Origin of the sequence: Pseudosulfitobacter pseudonitzschiae, assembly GCF_900129395.1 — a bacterium.
Classification (GTDB): Bacteria; Pseudomonadota; Alphaproteobacteria; order Rhodobacterales; family Rhodobacteraceae; genus Pseudosulfitobacter; species Pseudosulfitobacter pseudonitzschiae.
The window spans coordinates 105180-118731 of the sequence record NZ_FQVP01000007.1 but is presented as its reverse complement, the minus strand read 5'-3'; the positions used below and the strand labels follow the sequence as shown (position 1 = coordinate 118731).

15 protein-coding genes and 1 pseudogene are annotated in these 13552 nt (G+C 62.7%); 9 read left to right on the top strand and 7 right to left on the bottom strand.

Annotation, left to right across the window (positions count from 1 at the left end; genetic code table 11):
• The first annotated feature begins 34 nt into the window (after positions 1 to 34).
• On the top strand, positions 35 to 1063 hold the full coding sequence (locus BUC08_RS19110) for an NAD(P)/FAD-dependent oxidoreductase (RefSeq protein WP_037928517.1): 1029 nt from the start codon (positions 35 to 37) through the stop codon (positions 1061 to 1063).
• Positions 1064 to 1232: 169 nt separating this feature from the next.
• On the top strand, positions 1233 to 1634 hold the full coding sequence (locus BUC08_RS19105) for a VOC family protein (protein ID WP_037928514.1): 402 nt from the start codon (positions 1233 to 1235) through the stop codon (positions 1632 to 1634).
• Here BUC08_RS19105 and BUC08_RS19100 read toward each other — a convergent pair.
• The 4 genes and pseudogenes from BUC08_RS19100 to BUC08_RS19085 form a co-directional block, all read right to left on the bottom strand.
• Positions 1631 to 2173 carry an NADPH-dependent FMN reductase gene (locus BUC08_RS19100; RefSeq protein WP_037928511.1) on the bottom strand — a complete coding sequence of 181 codons (543 nt, stop codon included), beginning with the start codon at positions 2171 to 2173 and terminating at the stop codon, positions 1631 to 1633. The two genes, BUC08_RS19105 and BUC08_RS19100, sit on opposite strands and share 4 nt — an antisense overlap.
• Positions 2174 to 2329: 156 nt before the next feature.
• A complete protein-coding gene (locus BUC08_RS19095) occupies positions 2330 to 2998 on the bottom strand; it encodes a YiaD family glycine zipper/OmpA-like lipoprotein (protein ID WP_037928506.1) in 669 nt (222 codons plus the stop codon).
• 199 nt (positions 2999 to 3197) lie between these two features.
• On the bottom strand, positions 3198 to 4052 hold the full coding sequence (locus tag BUC08_RS19090; protein ID WP_037928503.1) for a methylated-DNA--[protein]-cysteine S-methyltransferase: 855 nt from the start codon (positions 4050 to 4052) through the stop codon (positions 3198 to 3200).
• Positions 4053 to 4103: 51 nt separating this feature from the next.
• Positions 4104 to 4676: pseudogene (locus tag BUC08_RS19085) on the bottom strand (Hint domain-containing protein); the annotation flags it as partial.
• A gap of 253 nt (positions 4677 to 4929) precedes the next feature.
• Between BUC08_RS19085 and nth the strand changes: the two are divergent.
• The 3 genes from nth to BUC08_RS19070 are packed head-to-tail and all read left to right on the top strand — an operon-like array spanning position 4930 to position 7156.
• A complete protein-coding gene (gene nth, locus BUC08_RS19080) occupies positions 4930 to 5574 on the top strand; it encodes an endonuclease III (RefSeq protein WP_037928605.1) in 645 nt (214 codons plus the stop codon).
• On the top strand, positions 5571 to 6560 hold the full coding sequence (locus BUC08_RS19075; protein ID WP_037928498.1) for an adenosine kinase: 990 nt from the start codon (positions 5571 to 5573) through the stop codon (positions 6558 to 6560). Before nth ends, BUC08_RS19075 begins: the two co-directional genes overlap by 4 nt.
• Positions 6560 to 7156, top strand: a complete 597-nt coding sequence (locus BUC08_RS19070; RefSeq protein ID WP_037928493.1) for a GNAT family N-acetyltransferase — start codon at positions 6560 to 6562, stop codon at positions 7154 to 7156. Before BUC08_RS19075 ends, BUC08_RS19070 begins: the two co-directional genes overlap by 1 nt.
• A 3-nt stretch (positions 7157 to 7159) precedes the next feature.
• On the opposite strand, the gene BUC08_RS19065 is transcribed toward BUC08_RS19070, so the two are convergent.
• Entirely contained in the window at positions 7160 to 7642 is a 483-nt protein-coding gene (locus BUC08_RS19065) for an RNA pyrophosphohydrolase (RefSeq protein WP_037928490.1), read from the bottom strand.
• A 127-nt stretch (positions 7643 to 7769) separates the two neighbouring features.
• Here BUC08_RS19065 and BUC08_RS19060 point away from each other — a divergent pair, with 127 nt between their 5' ends.
• The gene (locus BUC08_RS19060; RefSeq protein ID WP_037928488.1) at positions 7770 to 9800 is read left to right on the top strand and encodes an NADPH-dependent 2,4-dienoyl-CoA reductase; all 2031 of its coding nucleotides are present in this window, start codon (positions 7770 to 7772) and stop codon (positions 9798 to 9800) included.
• A gap of 87 nt (positions 9801 to 9887) precedes the next feature.
• Here BUC08_RS19060 and BUC08_RS19055 read toward each other — a convergent pair whose 3' ends face one another.
• The gene (locus tag BUC08_RS19055; RefSeq protein WP_037928485.1) at positions 9888 to 10250 is read right to left on the bottom strand and encodes an antibiotic biosynthesis monooxygenase family protein; all 363 of its coding nucleotides are present in this window, start codon (positions 10248 to 10250) and stop codon (positions 9888 to 9890) included.
• Positions 10247 to 10552, bottom strand: a complete 306-nt coding sequence (locus tag BUC08_RS19050) for an NIPSNAP family protein (protein ID WP_037928482.1) — start codon at positions 10550 to 10552, stop codon at positions 10247 to 10249. The genes BUC08_RS19055 and BUC08_RS19050 overlap by 4 nt, the downstream gene beginning before the upstream one ends.
• Before the next feature lie 72 nt (positions 10553 to 10624).
• Here BUC08_RS19050 and BUC08_RS19045 point away from each other — a divergent pair, with 72 nt between their 5' ends.
• The 3 genes from BUC08_RS19045 to BUC08_RS19035 all read left to right on the top strand — a co-directional run bounded on the left by BUC08_RS19045 (position 10625) and on the right by BUC08_RS19035 (position 13491).
• A complete protein-coding gene (locus BUC08_RS19045) occupies positions 10625 to 11311 on the top strand; it encodes an ArsR/SmtB family transcription factor (RefSeq protein WP_037928479.1) in 687 nt (228 codons plus the stop codon).
• A gap of 3 nt (positions 11312 to 11314) precedes the next feature.
• The gene (locus tag BUC08_RS19040; RefSeq protein WP_037928476.1) at positions 11315 to 12253 is read left to right on the top strand and encodes a zinc transporter ZntB; all 939 of its coding nucleotides are present in this window, start codon (positions 11315 to 11317) and stop codon (positions 12251 to 12253) included.
• Positions 12254 to 12585: 332 nt separating this feature from the next.
• Positions 12586 to 13491, top strand: a complete 906-nt coding sequence (locus tag BUC08_RS19035; protein WP_028957029.1) for a LysR family transcriptional regulator — start codon at positions 12586 to 12588, stop codon at positions 13489 to 13491.
• Positions 13492 to 13552: the final 61 nt, after the last annotated feature.

The window sequence follows — 13552 nt, the reverse complement described above, 5'->3', positions numbered from 1 at the left end:
CGTGCATCCATGACGAAAGGTCCCAACCTTGGCAATGCCCGACATCACCATACGCGGCGCGGGCATTTTTGGCCTGGCGACGGCGTGGGCCTGTGCTCAGAAAGGCGCCACCGTGCGCGTCATCGACCCAAACGGCCCCGCCTCGGGCGCGTCGGGGGGCATTGTCGGCGCACTGGCCCCGCATGTGCCAGAGAACTGGAACCCCAAGAAGCAATTCCAGCTTGAAAGCCTGCTGATGGCCGAAAGCTTCTGGCGCGGCGTGTCGGACGCAGGCGGACGGCACTCCGGCTATATCCGGTCGGGGCGGCTGCAACCGGTGGCGGACGATCATGCGCTGGCTCTGGCGCAGGCACGTATCGAAACGGCCCGTACGCTGTGGCACGGACAGGCAAGCTGGACCCTGCGCCCCACATCCGGCAGCCCGTGGGAACCCGACAGCGCCACCGGCCAGTTGATCCATGACGATCTCAGCGCGCATTTGCATCCGGCACAGGCCTGCGCCGCACTGGTTGGCGCGCTGGAGGCGCGCGGGGTCACGGTGGACCAAGACGGCGCATCAGACGGCCCGACCCTGTGGGCCACCGGCATCGTCGGCCTGCAAGAGCTGAACAAGACCGCATCCCGCCCGATGGGGGCAGGTGTGAAAGGTCAGGCGGCCCTGCTGCAATACGACATGGCCGGCGCGCCGCAGCTTTATGCCGACGGGCTGCACATCATTCCACATGCGGATGGGACCACCGCCATCGGGTCCACGTCAGAGAACCAATACGACCACCTGCAACCTGACGGCCAACTTGACGACATCGTTGCGCGCGCGCGTTTGGCGGTGCCAGCGCTGGCCCATGCGCCGGTCATCGGGCGCTGGGCCGGCGTGCGGCCCCGTGCCCGGTCACGCGCCCCGATGCTGGGCGCATGGCCGGATCGCCCCGGCCACTATATCGCCAACGGCGGCTTCAAGATCGGCTTTGGCATGGCCCCGAAGGTGGCTGAAACGATGGCTGCGCTGATCCTGGAGGGCGACAATACCATCCCCACTGGTTTCGAGGTGAACGCTTCGGCTTAGCAGGCAGACCACCGCAGGCGCAGGCGGCAAGATATTGCCAGTCCCCTGCTGCGCACAGGTGACCGGTGACATTTGCATAGCAGCCATGCAATCACGTTCCACACGTCCACTTGCACATATGTGTCATCTGTTTCACCCTCTGTACACTCACGGTACGAAAGCCCCTTTGATGAAACACCCTGAAATAGCCAGCCTCGATCACCTCGTCCTCACTGTAGGCGATCTCGAAGCAACGCTGGCCTTCTACTCGGACATCCTTGGCATGAAGGTCGAACGGTTCACTGGCGCCGACGGATCAAAACGCCATGCGTTGCAGTTTGGAACCCAGAAGATCAACGTGCACCGCTGGGGTGCCGAATATGACCCCAAGGCCGCCTACCCCGGCCCCGGCACGGCCGACATGTGCCTGCTGTCCGACACCCCGCTGGATGTCTGGCAGGCCCACTTCGAGAACAACGATGTGCCGATCGAAGAAGGCCCGGTCGAACGCACAGGTGCCACCGGTCCGCTGATGTCACTTTACATCCGCGACCCCGATGGCAACCTGCTTGAGGTCAGCACCCGCGTCTAGGCTGGGATTTCGGCCCGCAACTGCTGCATCAGCTGGCCCAGTTCCTTGACGTAGATCTCGCCTTTCAGCTGGCCCTGTTCGTCGAATGCGTTGGAACAATTGGCCACATGAATTTCCGGCCCCTGCAAGATTCGCGGACGGAACGGCACCATGAAACTGCGCAGGATCAGCTGCGCCCGCTCGCCACCGGCGCGCCCTGCAGCGGCGGACATCACGGCCACCGGCTTGCCCGCCCAGCAGTTGCCTTCGCAACGGCTGATCCAGTCCAGCGCATTCTTGAGCACTCCCGACGGACCCTTGTTGTACTCCGTGGTCGAAATCACCACCGCGTCCGCCTCGGCAATCTGGCGCTCTACCGCCTTGACGTTCTCGGGCACGCCGGATGCGGCCTCTTCGTCTCCGTCATAAAGCGAAAACCGCAGGTCTGCCTCGGCAAAGCTGCAGTCGCCAAACAGGCGCGCGGCTTCGCGGATCAGCTTGCTGTTGCACGAGTCCGCACGCAGCGACCCTGAAATTCCGAATAGTTTTGGCTTGGCCATGTTGGCTCCTTCTCAGTCCGTCACGCAAAGACCACAGCGAACGTCCAAAAATGCGTGGAGGGCAAAAATGCATGGGGGGCAAAAATGCATGGGGGGCAAAAATGCGTGAGGGCGCAGCAATGCCACGCCCCCTGCAATCGTCCCGATCAAAACCGATCAGGCGTTCGGCAAGATCACGATTTCAACGCGACGGTTCTGCGCCTTGCCCGCGGCATTCAGGTTGGTCGCCACCGGCTGCGATTCACCGCGGCCAAACGACTGGATCCGCGAATAGGGCACACCGTTTTGCAACAGCACCTCGGACACGGCGGTCGCCCGGCGTTCGCTCAGCTGTTGGTTATAGGCGGCATCGCCGTCGCTATCGGTGTGACCGATCACCTGCACGGTGCTGCCGGGATAGCGTTGCAGGCTGGCCGCAACCGCCGACAGATCGTCACGCAGGTCCGGACGCACGGCAAAGCTGTCTGTCGCGAACAGGATGTCCTGCGGCAGGGTCACGATCAACCGGTCGCCGGTGTTGGTGATCTGCACATTGCTGTCCATGGAACGGCGCAGCTCTGCCTCTTGCTTGTCGAGGTTATAGCCGACACCTGCACCCACGGCACCGCCCAGAACGGCGCCGATCAGGGCACCGTCACCACGGTCGCCATCGTCGCTTACAGCCGCGCCCAGCAATGCACCGGACACAGCCCCGGCCAGCGCGCCGGTTTTGGTGTTACGCTTGGGGTCGTTGGGGTTGCCGCCCAGTTGGCCCGGAGCGGTACAAGCGGTCAGCGCCATGCTGCCCATCAGGATCGCTGCAATTGAAATTTTCGAAACGTTCATATCATACTGCCTAAGTTGGGCCCCGTTCGGGCAGGGCATCTTGTGATGTACGTCTTATTATATAGCTTGGTTCCCTATAAAAATAAGAGGCGTTTCAACTCGGCAATAACCCGCCTGCCTTTTCTGTCCCAAAAACGCCGGCCGACGGCGCGGCGCGACGGCGCGACGGCCCCCTGACACGATCTGCGACAGGCACGGTTCAGGCTTCGACGCGGGCCGATTCATAGGCCAGCATCGCCCGTTTGACGGGCAAGCCCCAGTGATAGCCGCCCAGTCCCCCTGATTTGCGCAGGGCACGGTGGCACGGGATCAGCCAACTGACCGGATTGCGCCCCACGGCAGTGCCCACCGCGCGGACTGCACGCGGGTTTCCGATACTTTGCGCAATTTCGGAATAGGTGGTCACGTGGCCCGACGGGATGCGCAGCAGCGCCTCCCACACCTTGATCTGAAAAGGCGCCCCGATCAGGTACAGCGGCGCGGTGTTCAGCTTGGCGTCCGCCGCACCAAAGGCCGCCAGGACCCAGGGCCGCAGCCGCATCGGGTCCTCGACGAATCGCGCTGCGGGCCAACGTGCGATCAGATCCTCAAGGGCCGCGGCCTCGCCGGTTTCGGCGGCAAAGCCCATGCCGCAAATACCCTTTTCGGTGCCCATGACGATTGCGGGGCCAAAGGGGCTTTCGAACCAGCCCCAGAAAATCGTCAGGCCCGCACCGCCCTTGGCATAGTCGCCGGGGCTCATCGCCTCCCAGCGCAGGAACAGATCGTGCAGGCGCCCGCCCCCCGACAGCCCGGCTGCGTGGGCGGCCTCCAGCGTGGTGAAGCGGTTGGCCAACAGCGCCTTGGCATGGCCCAAGGCCAGGTACTGCTGATAGCGCTTGGGGGACACCCCCACCCACCGACTGAACACCCGCTGGAAATGCGCGGGGCTCATCCCCATTTCCCCCGCCAGATCGTCCAGCGTCAGGGCGCTGCCCCTGTCATCCACCAATTCGATCGCGCGCCGCACGACCTGATAGTGGTAACCGGTTTCTGTGTCGTTGTGTTGTTCCATGCCGCCAATCTAGCGCGCGCCCGCGCGTCCTGCGACCCGAAAGCTGCGCATTCATGGGGTGTGCTTGGGCGCATCGCGCAGCAGGTCCGGCTGTGCCTTGCCCAGATCCTGATCCACCAGCGCCCGCGCCTCGGCCTGTGTCAGCACCGGACGCGCGGCGACCGCTGGTCCGGCGCCCAATGCGGCGGCAATCTTTGGGTCCTCGTCGGCGCAAACCGCGTTGAAATCTGCCACGAACAACGACCCGACCCACATCCCCTCGACACAGAGAAGCTCGTGCCGCTGCATCAGGATCTGTGTGTAAACAAAGGTCGAATCTCCCGGACGGCGCAGCGGCATCGGGTCGGCCAGTACCGTACCGGGCACCAGCACCTCGTTCGTGCCATAGTATAGCTCGGCCCGCGGCGACCGGTAGAGAACCAGCGAGTTGGGTGACAGGCGCACGTGATGGCCCGGGATCGACGGGCCAAAGGCATCGGGCGGAATCACCACCGGTGCAAACTCGGGATGAGTCTGCAGATCGGACCGCAAGAGCCGCGTGCGGCTGACGCGCAGGATCGGCTGCAATCCGTGGTCGCGTGTGACCAGCTTGTGCTGGGTGTCCAACCACTCGACCGGAACTTCGCCCTCGTCCGTTTACAACATCGTGCCCGGGCCAAAACTGGTCAATACGGCCGCTGCGCGCAGCACGTCGATCCGGTCATCCTGTAGCAGTTTCGTCGTATCCATCTGTAAAAGCCCCGATATTAAACACAAATCAGCGCATATCGGCCAAAACTTAACGTGGCCTGACCGCAGGGACACGCAGTCGATAGGATTGTTCGGATTCAAAGCTTGCGCACTTGCCCGCAGGCCGCAAAACCCGCATAGGGGAATGATGGCAAAACAGCTTGATTATCAGACGATCTATCAGATCTTTGACCGTTTCCGTGATGCAGAGCCCGAACCCAAGGGCGAACTGGATCACACCAACGCCTATACGCTGGTGGTCGCCGTGGCGCTCAGCGCGCAGGCCACCGATGCGGGCGTAAACAAGGCGACCAAATCGCTGTTCCCCGTCGCAGACACACCGCAAAAGATGCTGGACCTGGGGCTTGAGGGTCTGACCGAGCATATCAAAACCATCGGCCTGTTCCGACAAAAGGCCAAGAACGTGATAAAGCTCAGCCAGATTCTGGTGGATGATTACGGCGGCGTCGTGCCCTCGTCCCGTGCTGCCCTGCAATCGCTGCCCGGCGTGGGGCGCAAGACGGCCAACGTGGTGCTGAACATGTGGTGGAACTATCCCGCGCAGGCGGTCGATACCCACATCTTCCGTCTGGGCAACCGCAGCGGCATCGCCCCGGGCAAAACCGTGGACGCGGTCGAGCGCGCCATCGAAGACAACATTCCCGCTGAATTCCAGCAACACGCCCACCACTGGATGATCCTGCACGGACGCTATCACTGCAAGGCGCGCAAGCCGCAGTGCCCCACCTGCATCATCCGCGATCTCTGCCAATTCGAGGACAAGACCCAATGACGCAATACGAACTCGTTGGCATCGGCAATGCCGTTGTCGATGTCATCTCGCATGCCGACGACCAGTTTCTGGGCAACATGGGCATCGAAAAGGGCATCATGCAGCTGATCGAACGCGAACGCGCCGAGGTGCTTTATGGTGCGATGAAGGATCGCTTGCAGACCCCCGGCGGATCGGTGGCCAACACCGTGGCAGGAGTCGCGGCGCTGGGGATGAAAACCGCATTTATCGGGCGGGTGAACGATGACACGCTGGGCCGGTTTTATGCCGACGCCCTGACGGACGGCGGCGCCGAGTTCGTCAACGCTCCGGTGGTGGGTGGCACTCTGCCCACGTCACGCTCGATGATTTTCGTATCTCCCGATGGCGAACGGTCGATGAACACCTATCTGGGCATTTCGACCGACCTTGGCCCGGCCGATGTGCCCGACGCTGTCGCCTCGGCTGCCAAGATCATGTTTCTCGAAGGGTATCTGTTCGACAAGGACGAAGGCAAACAGGCGTTCCTGCAAGCCTCGCGGCTGACCCGCGCAGCGGGCGGCATGGCCGGCATCGCCATTTCCGACCCCTTCTGCGTTGACCGCCACCGCGCGGACTTTCTGCGCATGATCGGCGAGGAACTGGACTACGTCATCGGCAACGCCGCCGAGATCAAATCCCTGTTCGAGACAGACGACCTCGAGGCGGCGCTGACCAAGACCGCCGCCATGTGCCCCACCGTGGTCTGCACCCGCTCGGGCGATGGCGTCACTCTGATCCGCAACAGCGAACGGGTGGACGTGCCGGTGACCAAGATCGTGCCGGTCGACGCCACAGGGGCGGGCGACCAGTTTGCCGCCGGCTTCCTGTATGGCCTGTCCACCAGCCGCGACCTGGCGACCTGCGGACGCATGGGCAACGCCTGTGCCGCCGAAGTTATCAGCCACATCGGCCCCCGTCCCGAAGCAGACATGATGGAGATATTCCGCAAGGAAGGTCTGGTCTGATGCTGGCCGACGGCATGCACGACGTGCCCCCGGGCAAGGTCGCCACGGTCGTGACCCATCTGGAAATGCGCGCCCGCGCCGACCTTTCGGGACGCGCCGCCCCCCACGGCTGGACCCTGCGCCGCGTCGCAACGCCCGATCTGGACTGGTATCGTCAAATCTTTCAGGCGGTGGGCGAAGACTGGCTGTGGTTCTCGCGGCGCTTCATGTCCGACAAGGACCTGGCCGCAATCGTCCACCACGACGATGTTGCCATCTGGACCCTGTCCAAGGACGGCACCGACGCCGCCCTTCTGGAACTGGATTTCCGTACGGCGGGTGAATGTGAACTGGCGTTCTTCGGTGTCACCTCTGACCTGATTGGTGCAGGTGCGGGGCGATTCCTGATGGACGTGGCAATCGATCAGGCATGGGCGCGCGCCATCAGCCGGCTTCACGTCCACACCTGCACGCTGGACAGCCCTCAGGCGCTGGGATTCTACCGCCGTGCCGGGTTTGTCCCCATCCGCCAGCAGATCGAAATCGCCGAAGACCCGCGCGTGTCCAAAGGGTATGACACCGCCCTGGCCCCGCATGTGCCGATCTTTGCGCCCTAAACGTCACAGATAGGCTTCGAACTCCGCCAACACAGCCGCATAAACATCCCGCTTGAACGGCACGATCCCGTCCACCACCTGCGCGGGCGCGACCCATTTCCATGCGACAAATTCCGGATGCTCGGTGGCGATGTTCACATCCTTATCCGACCCTTTGAACCGCAACAGGAACCACTTCTGCTCTTGCCCGCGATATTTGCCGCCCCAGATGTCCGGCACCACCTCGTGCGGCAGATCATAGGGCAACCAGCCATCGGTCTCGGCCTCGACCTCGACCAGTGACGACGGGATGCCGGTCTCTTCTTCCAACTCACGCAGGGCGGCGGCGCGCGCATCCTCACCCTTGTCCACGCCCCCCTGAGGCATCTGCCAGAATTCGCGGAACCGGTCATGACGCTGCCCGACCCAGACCTGCCCCGCCGCATTGACCAGCATCACGCCCACATTGCGCCGATATGGCAGCGCGTTAATTTCATCTGGTGTCATCGTGCTCTCCTGCAGCTTGGGCCGGGTCAATATTGAAGTCGTGATATATTGCCTTACGCCGCGTTGCACATGACTTTCCCGCCCAACTGGGGCGAAATAGCGCAAAATCACACCGTCGGAGGATTCCATGACAGCTTACCGCCACATGCTCGCCCCGCTCGACCTTGGCTTTACCACTTTGAAGAACCGCGTGCTCATGGGGTCCATGCACACCGGCCTTGAGGAAACCAAGGATTGGAACCGCGTTGCCGAATTCTACGCCGAACGTGCGCGCGGCGACGTGGGCCTGATGGTGACGGGGGGTATCGGCCCCAACATGGAAGGGTCGGTCGCACCCGGTGCCGCCATGCTGGCCACCGATGAGGACATCAAGAACCACAGCGTCGTCACCGACCGCGTGCACGAAGCAGGCGGCAAGATCGCGATGCAGATCCTGCACGCGGGCCGCTACGCGTTCAGCCCGCACTGCGTGGCCCCCAGCCCGGTCAAATCCCCGATCTCGCCCTTCCCGCCGAACGAACTGGACGAGGAAGGCATCGAAAAACAGATCAGCGACATCGTCGCCACCGCCGCCCGCGCGCGCGAGGCCGGCTATGATGGGGTCGAGATCATGGGGTCCGAAGGCTATTTCCTGAACCAGTTCCTTGTGACCCACACCAACAAGCGCACCGACCGCTGGGGCGGATCATACGAAAACCGCATGCGCCTGCCGATCGAAGTGGTCCGCCGCACCCGCGCAGCCGTGGGCGATGACTTTATCATCATCTACCGCCTGTCGATGATTGACCTTGTGCCCAATGGCTCGACCTTTGACGAGGTCGTGCAACTGGCCAAGGAGATCGAAAAAGCAGGGGCCACCATCATCAACACCGGCATCGGCTGGCACGAGGCGCGCATTCCCACCATCGCCACATCGGTCCCACGCGCGGCCTTTGCATGGGTCACCAAGAAACTGATGGGGCAGGTGAACATTCCCATCATCACTTCAAATCGCATCAACACCCCCGAGGTCGCGGAAGAGGTCCTGTCGACGGGCTGCGCTGACATGGTGTCGATGGCCCGCCCGATGCTGGCCGACCCGCATTTCGTGGCCAAGGCCGCCGCAGACAAGGCCGCGCAAATCGCGCCCTGCATTGCGTGCAATCAGGCCTGCCTGGACCACACCTTTGGCGGCAAGATCAGCTCGTGCCTGGTGAACCCGCTGGCCTGCTACGAAACCGAGCTGCCGATCACGCCGACCGACGCCCCCAAATCCATCGCAATCGTCGGCGCAGGTCCTGCCGGCCTGTCCACCGCCATCACCGCCGCCCAACGCGGGCACAGCGTGACCCTGTTCGACAAATCGGACGAGGTCGGCGGGCAGTTGAACATGGCCAAACAAATCCCCGGCAAGGAAGAGTTCTGGGGGCTGGTCGACTGGTACCGCACCATGGTCGACACGCTGGGCATCACCACGAAACTGGGCACCACCGCCACGCCGGACATGCTGAAAGGGTTTGACGAGGTTGTCATCGCCACCGGCGTCCTGCCGCGCGATCCTGCGATCCCCGGTCAGGACGGGGAAAACGTGATGGATTACATCGACGTGCTGCGCCACAAGAAACCTGTTGGCAAATCGGTCGCCGTTGTCGGCGCGGGCGGCATCGGCTTTGACGTGTCCGAATTCCTGTCCGAAGAAGACGGCCACAGCACCACCGAACACCTGCCGGAATGGATGCGCGAATGGGGCGTCGCCGACCCCGCAGAGCACCGCGGCGGCCTGAACCCCGATGGCCCCAAACCCGGCCACCCCGCCCGCGCCATCACCCTGCTGCAACGCAAGGCGGAAAAGCACGGCAAACGTCTGGGCAAGACAACCGGCTGGATTCACCGCGCCGCGCTGAAGATGAAAGAGGTCAATTTTGTCGGCGGCGTAAACTATGAACGCATCGACGCCGACGGCCTGCATGTCTCGTTCGGCGAAGCCCGCGAAAACCCGCAGACGATTGCCGCCGACACCATCGTTCTGTGCGCCGGACAAATCCCCGACCGCAGCCTTGCCGACGCGCTGGAACAACAGGGCACTACATGCCACGTGATCGGCGGGGCCGACGTGGCCGCCGAACTGGACGCCAAACGCGCCATCGACCAGGGCACACGGCTCGCCGCGACACTCTGAGCGCATTCTTCCGGTTTATGAAATGAGGGGGCCGAAAGCCCCCTCACCGCGCCACAAGGTGCAAGGCGCGAAACATCGCCTGCACCGTCAGGTGCCTTGCCCCGATCCACCATGCGCCGCGCGGCTGTCCTCTGGCGCATCCGTGCGGTCAAACATCCCGTAATCCCGGATCACATGCGCCACGCGCAGGCGGTAATCGGCAAAGACACCGCCCCGCCCCTTGCTCTGCGCCCCGCGATGCGCGGTCAGGGTCCGCCAGCGTTCCACCGCCGCCTCGTCCTCGAAGAACGACAGCGACAACAGCTTGCCCGGTGTCGTCAGGCTCTCGAACCGCTCGACACCCAGAAACCCCTCGACCTCGTCCACCAGCGGACGCATCGCCGCGGCGATGTCCAGATAGGCAGCGCGCTTGCCCTCTGCCGGTTCAACTTCGAATATAACCGCAATCATCCCGATACCTTTCTCAACCACGTCCTGTCCTCGCGCAGCAGGAACTTCTGCGCCTGCGCAAAGGCATAATTCTCCTGCCCCAGCGGATCACTGGCCAATCGTGCCCGATAGGCCTCGTAGTCGGCCAGCGATTTCACATGATAGATCCCATAGGCCAGCGTTGACGACCCCTCGTGCGGGGTGAAATAGCCCACAAGGTCGGCCCCACACCGCGGGATCGCCTGCCCCCAGTTGCGCGCATATTGCGCAAAGGCATCGTGTTGCGTGGGATCGATCTGATAGCGGATCACGCATGTCAGCATGGTTTGGTCTCCTTCTTGCTGATCCCGTGATAGGCGATTGCCCGGCGGTGATGCTTTGATTAGCATCGAACTATGAAAGAAGGCCCCGATTTCACCCAGATCGCCACGCTGATGGGCGACCCCGCGCGTGCCAACATCCTGACGGCGCTGATGTCGGGCCGCGCGCTGACCGCATCCGAACTGGCCGCCGAAGCGGGGGTGACCGCGGCCACCGCCTCGTCGCATCTGGCCAAGCTGGAACAGGGCGGGCTGCTGCTGCGCCGCAAACAGGGGCGGCATCGCTATTTCGTGCTGGCCAGCGAAGAGGTTGCGCACACCATCGAGGCGATGATGGGGCTGGCGGCGAACCACGGCCACCTGCGAACCCGTCAGGGACCAAAAGACATTGAATTGCGCACCGCGCGGGTCTGCTACAACCATCTGGCCGGCGACACCGGCGTGCAGATGTTTCGCGCGCTGGTATCGGGCGGACACATCGCCACGGGTGCGAACGGGCTGGACCTGACTGCCAAGGGCGCCGAGCTGATGCAGCGCCTTGGCCTGCCCCTTGAAACCCTTGCAAAATCCCGCGCACCCATGTGCCGCGAATGTCTGGACTGGAGCGCGCGACGCTCGCATCTTGCGGGCAAGCTGGGGCGCGCGCTGCTGACCCATTTCGAAACGGTTGGCTGGGCCGCGCGTGTGCCGGACACCCGCATCATCCGCTTTACCCCCAAAGGCCGCGCCGCCTTTGACGCCACATTTGCGAAACAGGACTGACCCATGCCCCTCTATATCTACGACATCCTGTCCGACGGAACCGCGACCCCCACGACCGACACATCGCCCACCGGCGTCAGCGGTTATCGCTGGTTCCATTTCGACCTGAAAGACCCTGAACTGCCGCAATGGGCCAACGCGCATCTGCACCCGATCCCCGCAGGTGCCCTGTTGCAAACCGAAACCCGACCACGCTGTGATGTGCATGACGACGGGTTGATGCTGAACCTGCGCGGCGTGAACCTGAACTCTGACGGACCTGCTGACCAGATGGTCGCCGTGCGGATGTGGGTGACCGATCAAACCGTGGTCACCGTGCGCATGCGCCGCGTCTTTGCCATCGAGGATATTCGCAAGGCGCTGGAAGCCGGTACAGGCCCCGACAGCAGCGCCGCCTTTGTCGAAGCGCTGGCCAGCCGCCTGACCGAACGTGTGCAGAACACCGTGTTCGAACTGGCGGATCAAGTCGACGACCTGGAGGACGCCATCCACGATGACGACGACGCACCGCTGCCCGACAATCTGGCCGAACTGCGCCGCACCGCGATCCGCCTGCGCCGCTATCTGGGACCGCAACGCGATGCGCTGATGGCGCTGGCCGCCACCGACACGCCCGCAGGCAACAGCCCCCTGCACCGCCGCGAACTGGCCAACCTTGCGATGCTGACCGTGGAAGAGCTGGATTCGCTTCAGGGCCGTCTGACCGCAATCAACGACCACCACAACGCCCGCGCCGCCGAGGCCCAGAATCGCAACAGCTATATCCTGAGCATCGTCGCCGCGATCTTTTTGCCGCTGGGGTTCATCACCGGCCTGTTCGGCGTCAACGTGGGCGGAATGCCCGGTGTCGACAACCCCGCAGCCTTTACGATTCTGTGCATTTCCATGGCTGCCGTCTCGGTGGTGTCACTGGTCGTGATGCGCTGGCTCAAGTGGATCTGACAGACGGAATCGCGCTTCAGGCGATGGCGGCTGGCGCAAATTGCCGCCAAAATCGAATCCGGCAATGTGCGATTGTTTCAACCCTGAAGAGATCAATTATTCAGCCGGTAGCGCTTGGGTAGATCTGCACGCGCAACGCAGTATGTATAATTTTAATATATAATTCAGCGTGATACAGGAATTACGCGTGCCGGAAACACAGCGTTTTCATGTTTCCGCGCCTGAAACGATTGATGGAATTACCTCAAGATTATCCCACCCGTGCCCCGATCTTGCCGCGATTGGCAGCGATACCCACTCTCAGAAACCGAATACCGAGAAAAGGGGATGGCATGGACCGCCTTACTGAAATGGAAGCTTTTGCCACTGTCGTGGATCAGGGCGGATTTACCGATGCGGCCAAGAAGATGGGCATTTCCAAATCGGCCGTCTCCAAACACGTCTCTTCGCTTGAGGCACGCCTTGGTGCGCGGCTGCTGAACCGCACCACGCGCCGCGTGTCCCCGACCGAAATCGGGCTGGCATATTACGACCGCGCGCGCCGCGTGCTGAACGACGCAGGCGAAGCGGATGCGCTGGTCACGTCGATGCAATCTGCCCCGTCCGGCCTGTTGCGGATCAGCGTGGCGACTGACTTTGGCGTCAATCACCTGTCGCCTGCCCTGTCCTCTTTCCTTGAAGATTTCCCCGACATCACCGTCAACATGGTGCTGAACAACCGCTATGTCGAACTGATCTCGGAAGGTTTCGACATGGCCGTGCGCATCGGCGAGCTGGAAGACAGCACCCTGCGCGCCCGCAAGCTGACGGAAACCACCAAACGGATGATCGCCTCGCCTGCCTATTTCCAGAAATACGGCAAACCCGAAAAGATCGACGATCTGAACAACCACAAGCTGCTGCACTATTCCAACCAGTCTTCGGGCAACGTGTGGAAGCTGACCGCGCCCTCGGGCGAGAAACGTCAGGTGCGCACGGCGGGCTGGCTGTCGGTGAACGACGGGCAATCGCTGTTGAACGCTGCCATCTCGGGGCTGGGCATCGCTTATCTGCCGTCGTTCCTGTATTCGGACGCTATGGAAAAAGGCCTGGTCGAGGATGCAATGCCCGACCTGCCGATGGACACACAAGGCATCTATGCGGTCTATCCTCCCGGCCGCTTCACCCAGCCCAAAGTGCGCGCGTTCATCGACTTTCTGGTCCATGAGTTTGCCGACAAAGGCCCTTCGGACTGGTAAATTCAACCACCGGACAAACCTCCCTCGTGGAAAGCCCCGCCCTCGTGCGGGGTTTTCTACG

Excerpts from the sequence above, each read along its gene's own strand:
- BUC08_RS19110 (WP_037928517.1), top strand. The coding sequence starts at position 35 with ATGCCCGACATCACCATACGCGGCGCGGGCATTTTTGGCCTGGCGACG.
- BUC08_RS19105 (WP_037928514.1), top strand. The coding sequence starts at position 1,233 with ATGAAACACCCTGAAATAGCCAGCCTCGATCACCTCGTCCTCACTGTA.
- BUC08_RS19100 (WP_037928511.1), bottom strand. The coding sequence starts at position 2,173 with ATGGCCAAGCCAAAACTATTCGGAATTTCAGGGTCGCTGCGTGCGGAC.
- BUC08_RS19095 (WP_037928506.1), bottom strand. The coding sequence starts at position 2,998 with ATGAACGTTTCGAAAATTTCAATTGCAGCGATCCTGATGGGCAGCATG.
- BUC08_RS19090 (WP_037928503.1), bottom strand. The coding sequence starts at position 4,052 with ATGGAACAACACAACGACACAGAAACCGGTTACCACTATCAGGTCGTG.
- nth (WP_037928605.1), top strand. The coding sequence starts at position 4,930 with ATGGCAAAACAGCTTGATTATCAGACGATCTATCAGATCTTTGACCGT.
- BUC08_RS19075 (WP_037928498.1), top strand. The coding sequence starts at position 5,571 with ATGACGCAATACGAACTCGTTGGCATCGGCAATGCCGTTGTCGATGTC.
- BUC08_RS19070 (WP_037928493.1), top strand. The coding sequence starts at position 6,560 with ATGCTGGCCGACGGCATGCACGACGTGCCCCCGGGCAAGGTCGCCACG.
- BUC08_RS19065 (WP_037928490.1), bottom strand. The coding sequence starts at position 7,642 with ATGACACCAGATGAAATTAACGCGCTGCCATATCGGCGCAATGTGGGC.
- BUC08_RS19060 (WP_037928488.1), top strand. The coding sequence starts at position 7,770 with ATGACAGCTTACCGCCACATGCTCGCCCCGCTCGACCTTGGCTTTACC.
- BUC08_RS19055 (WP_037928485.1), bottom strand. The coding sequence starts at position 10,250 with ATGATTGCGGTTATATTCGAAGTTGAACCGGCAGAGGGCAAGCGCGCT.
- BUC08_RS19050 (WP_037928482.1), bottom strand. The coding sequence starts at position 10,552 with ATGCTGACATGCGTGATCCGCTATCAGATCGATCCCACGCAACACGAT.
- BUC08_RS19045 (WP_037928479.1), top strand. The coding sequence starts at position 10,625 with ATGAAAGAAGGCCCCGATTTCACCCAGATCGCCACGCTGATGGGCGAC.
- BUC08_RS19040 (WP_037928476.1), top strand. The coding sequence starts at position 11,315 with ATGCCCCTCTATATCTACGACATCCTGTCCGACGGAACCGCGACCCCC.
- BUC08_RS19035 (WP_028957029.1), top strand. The coding sequence starts at position 12,586 with ATGGACCGCCTTACTGAAATGGAAGCTTTTGCCACTGTCGTGGATCAG.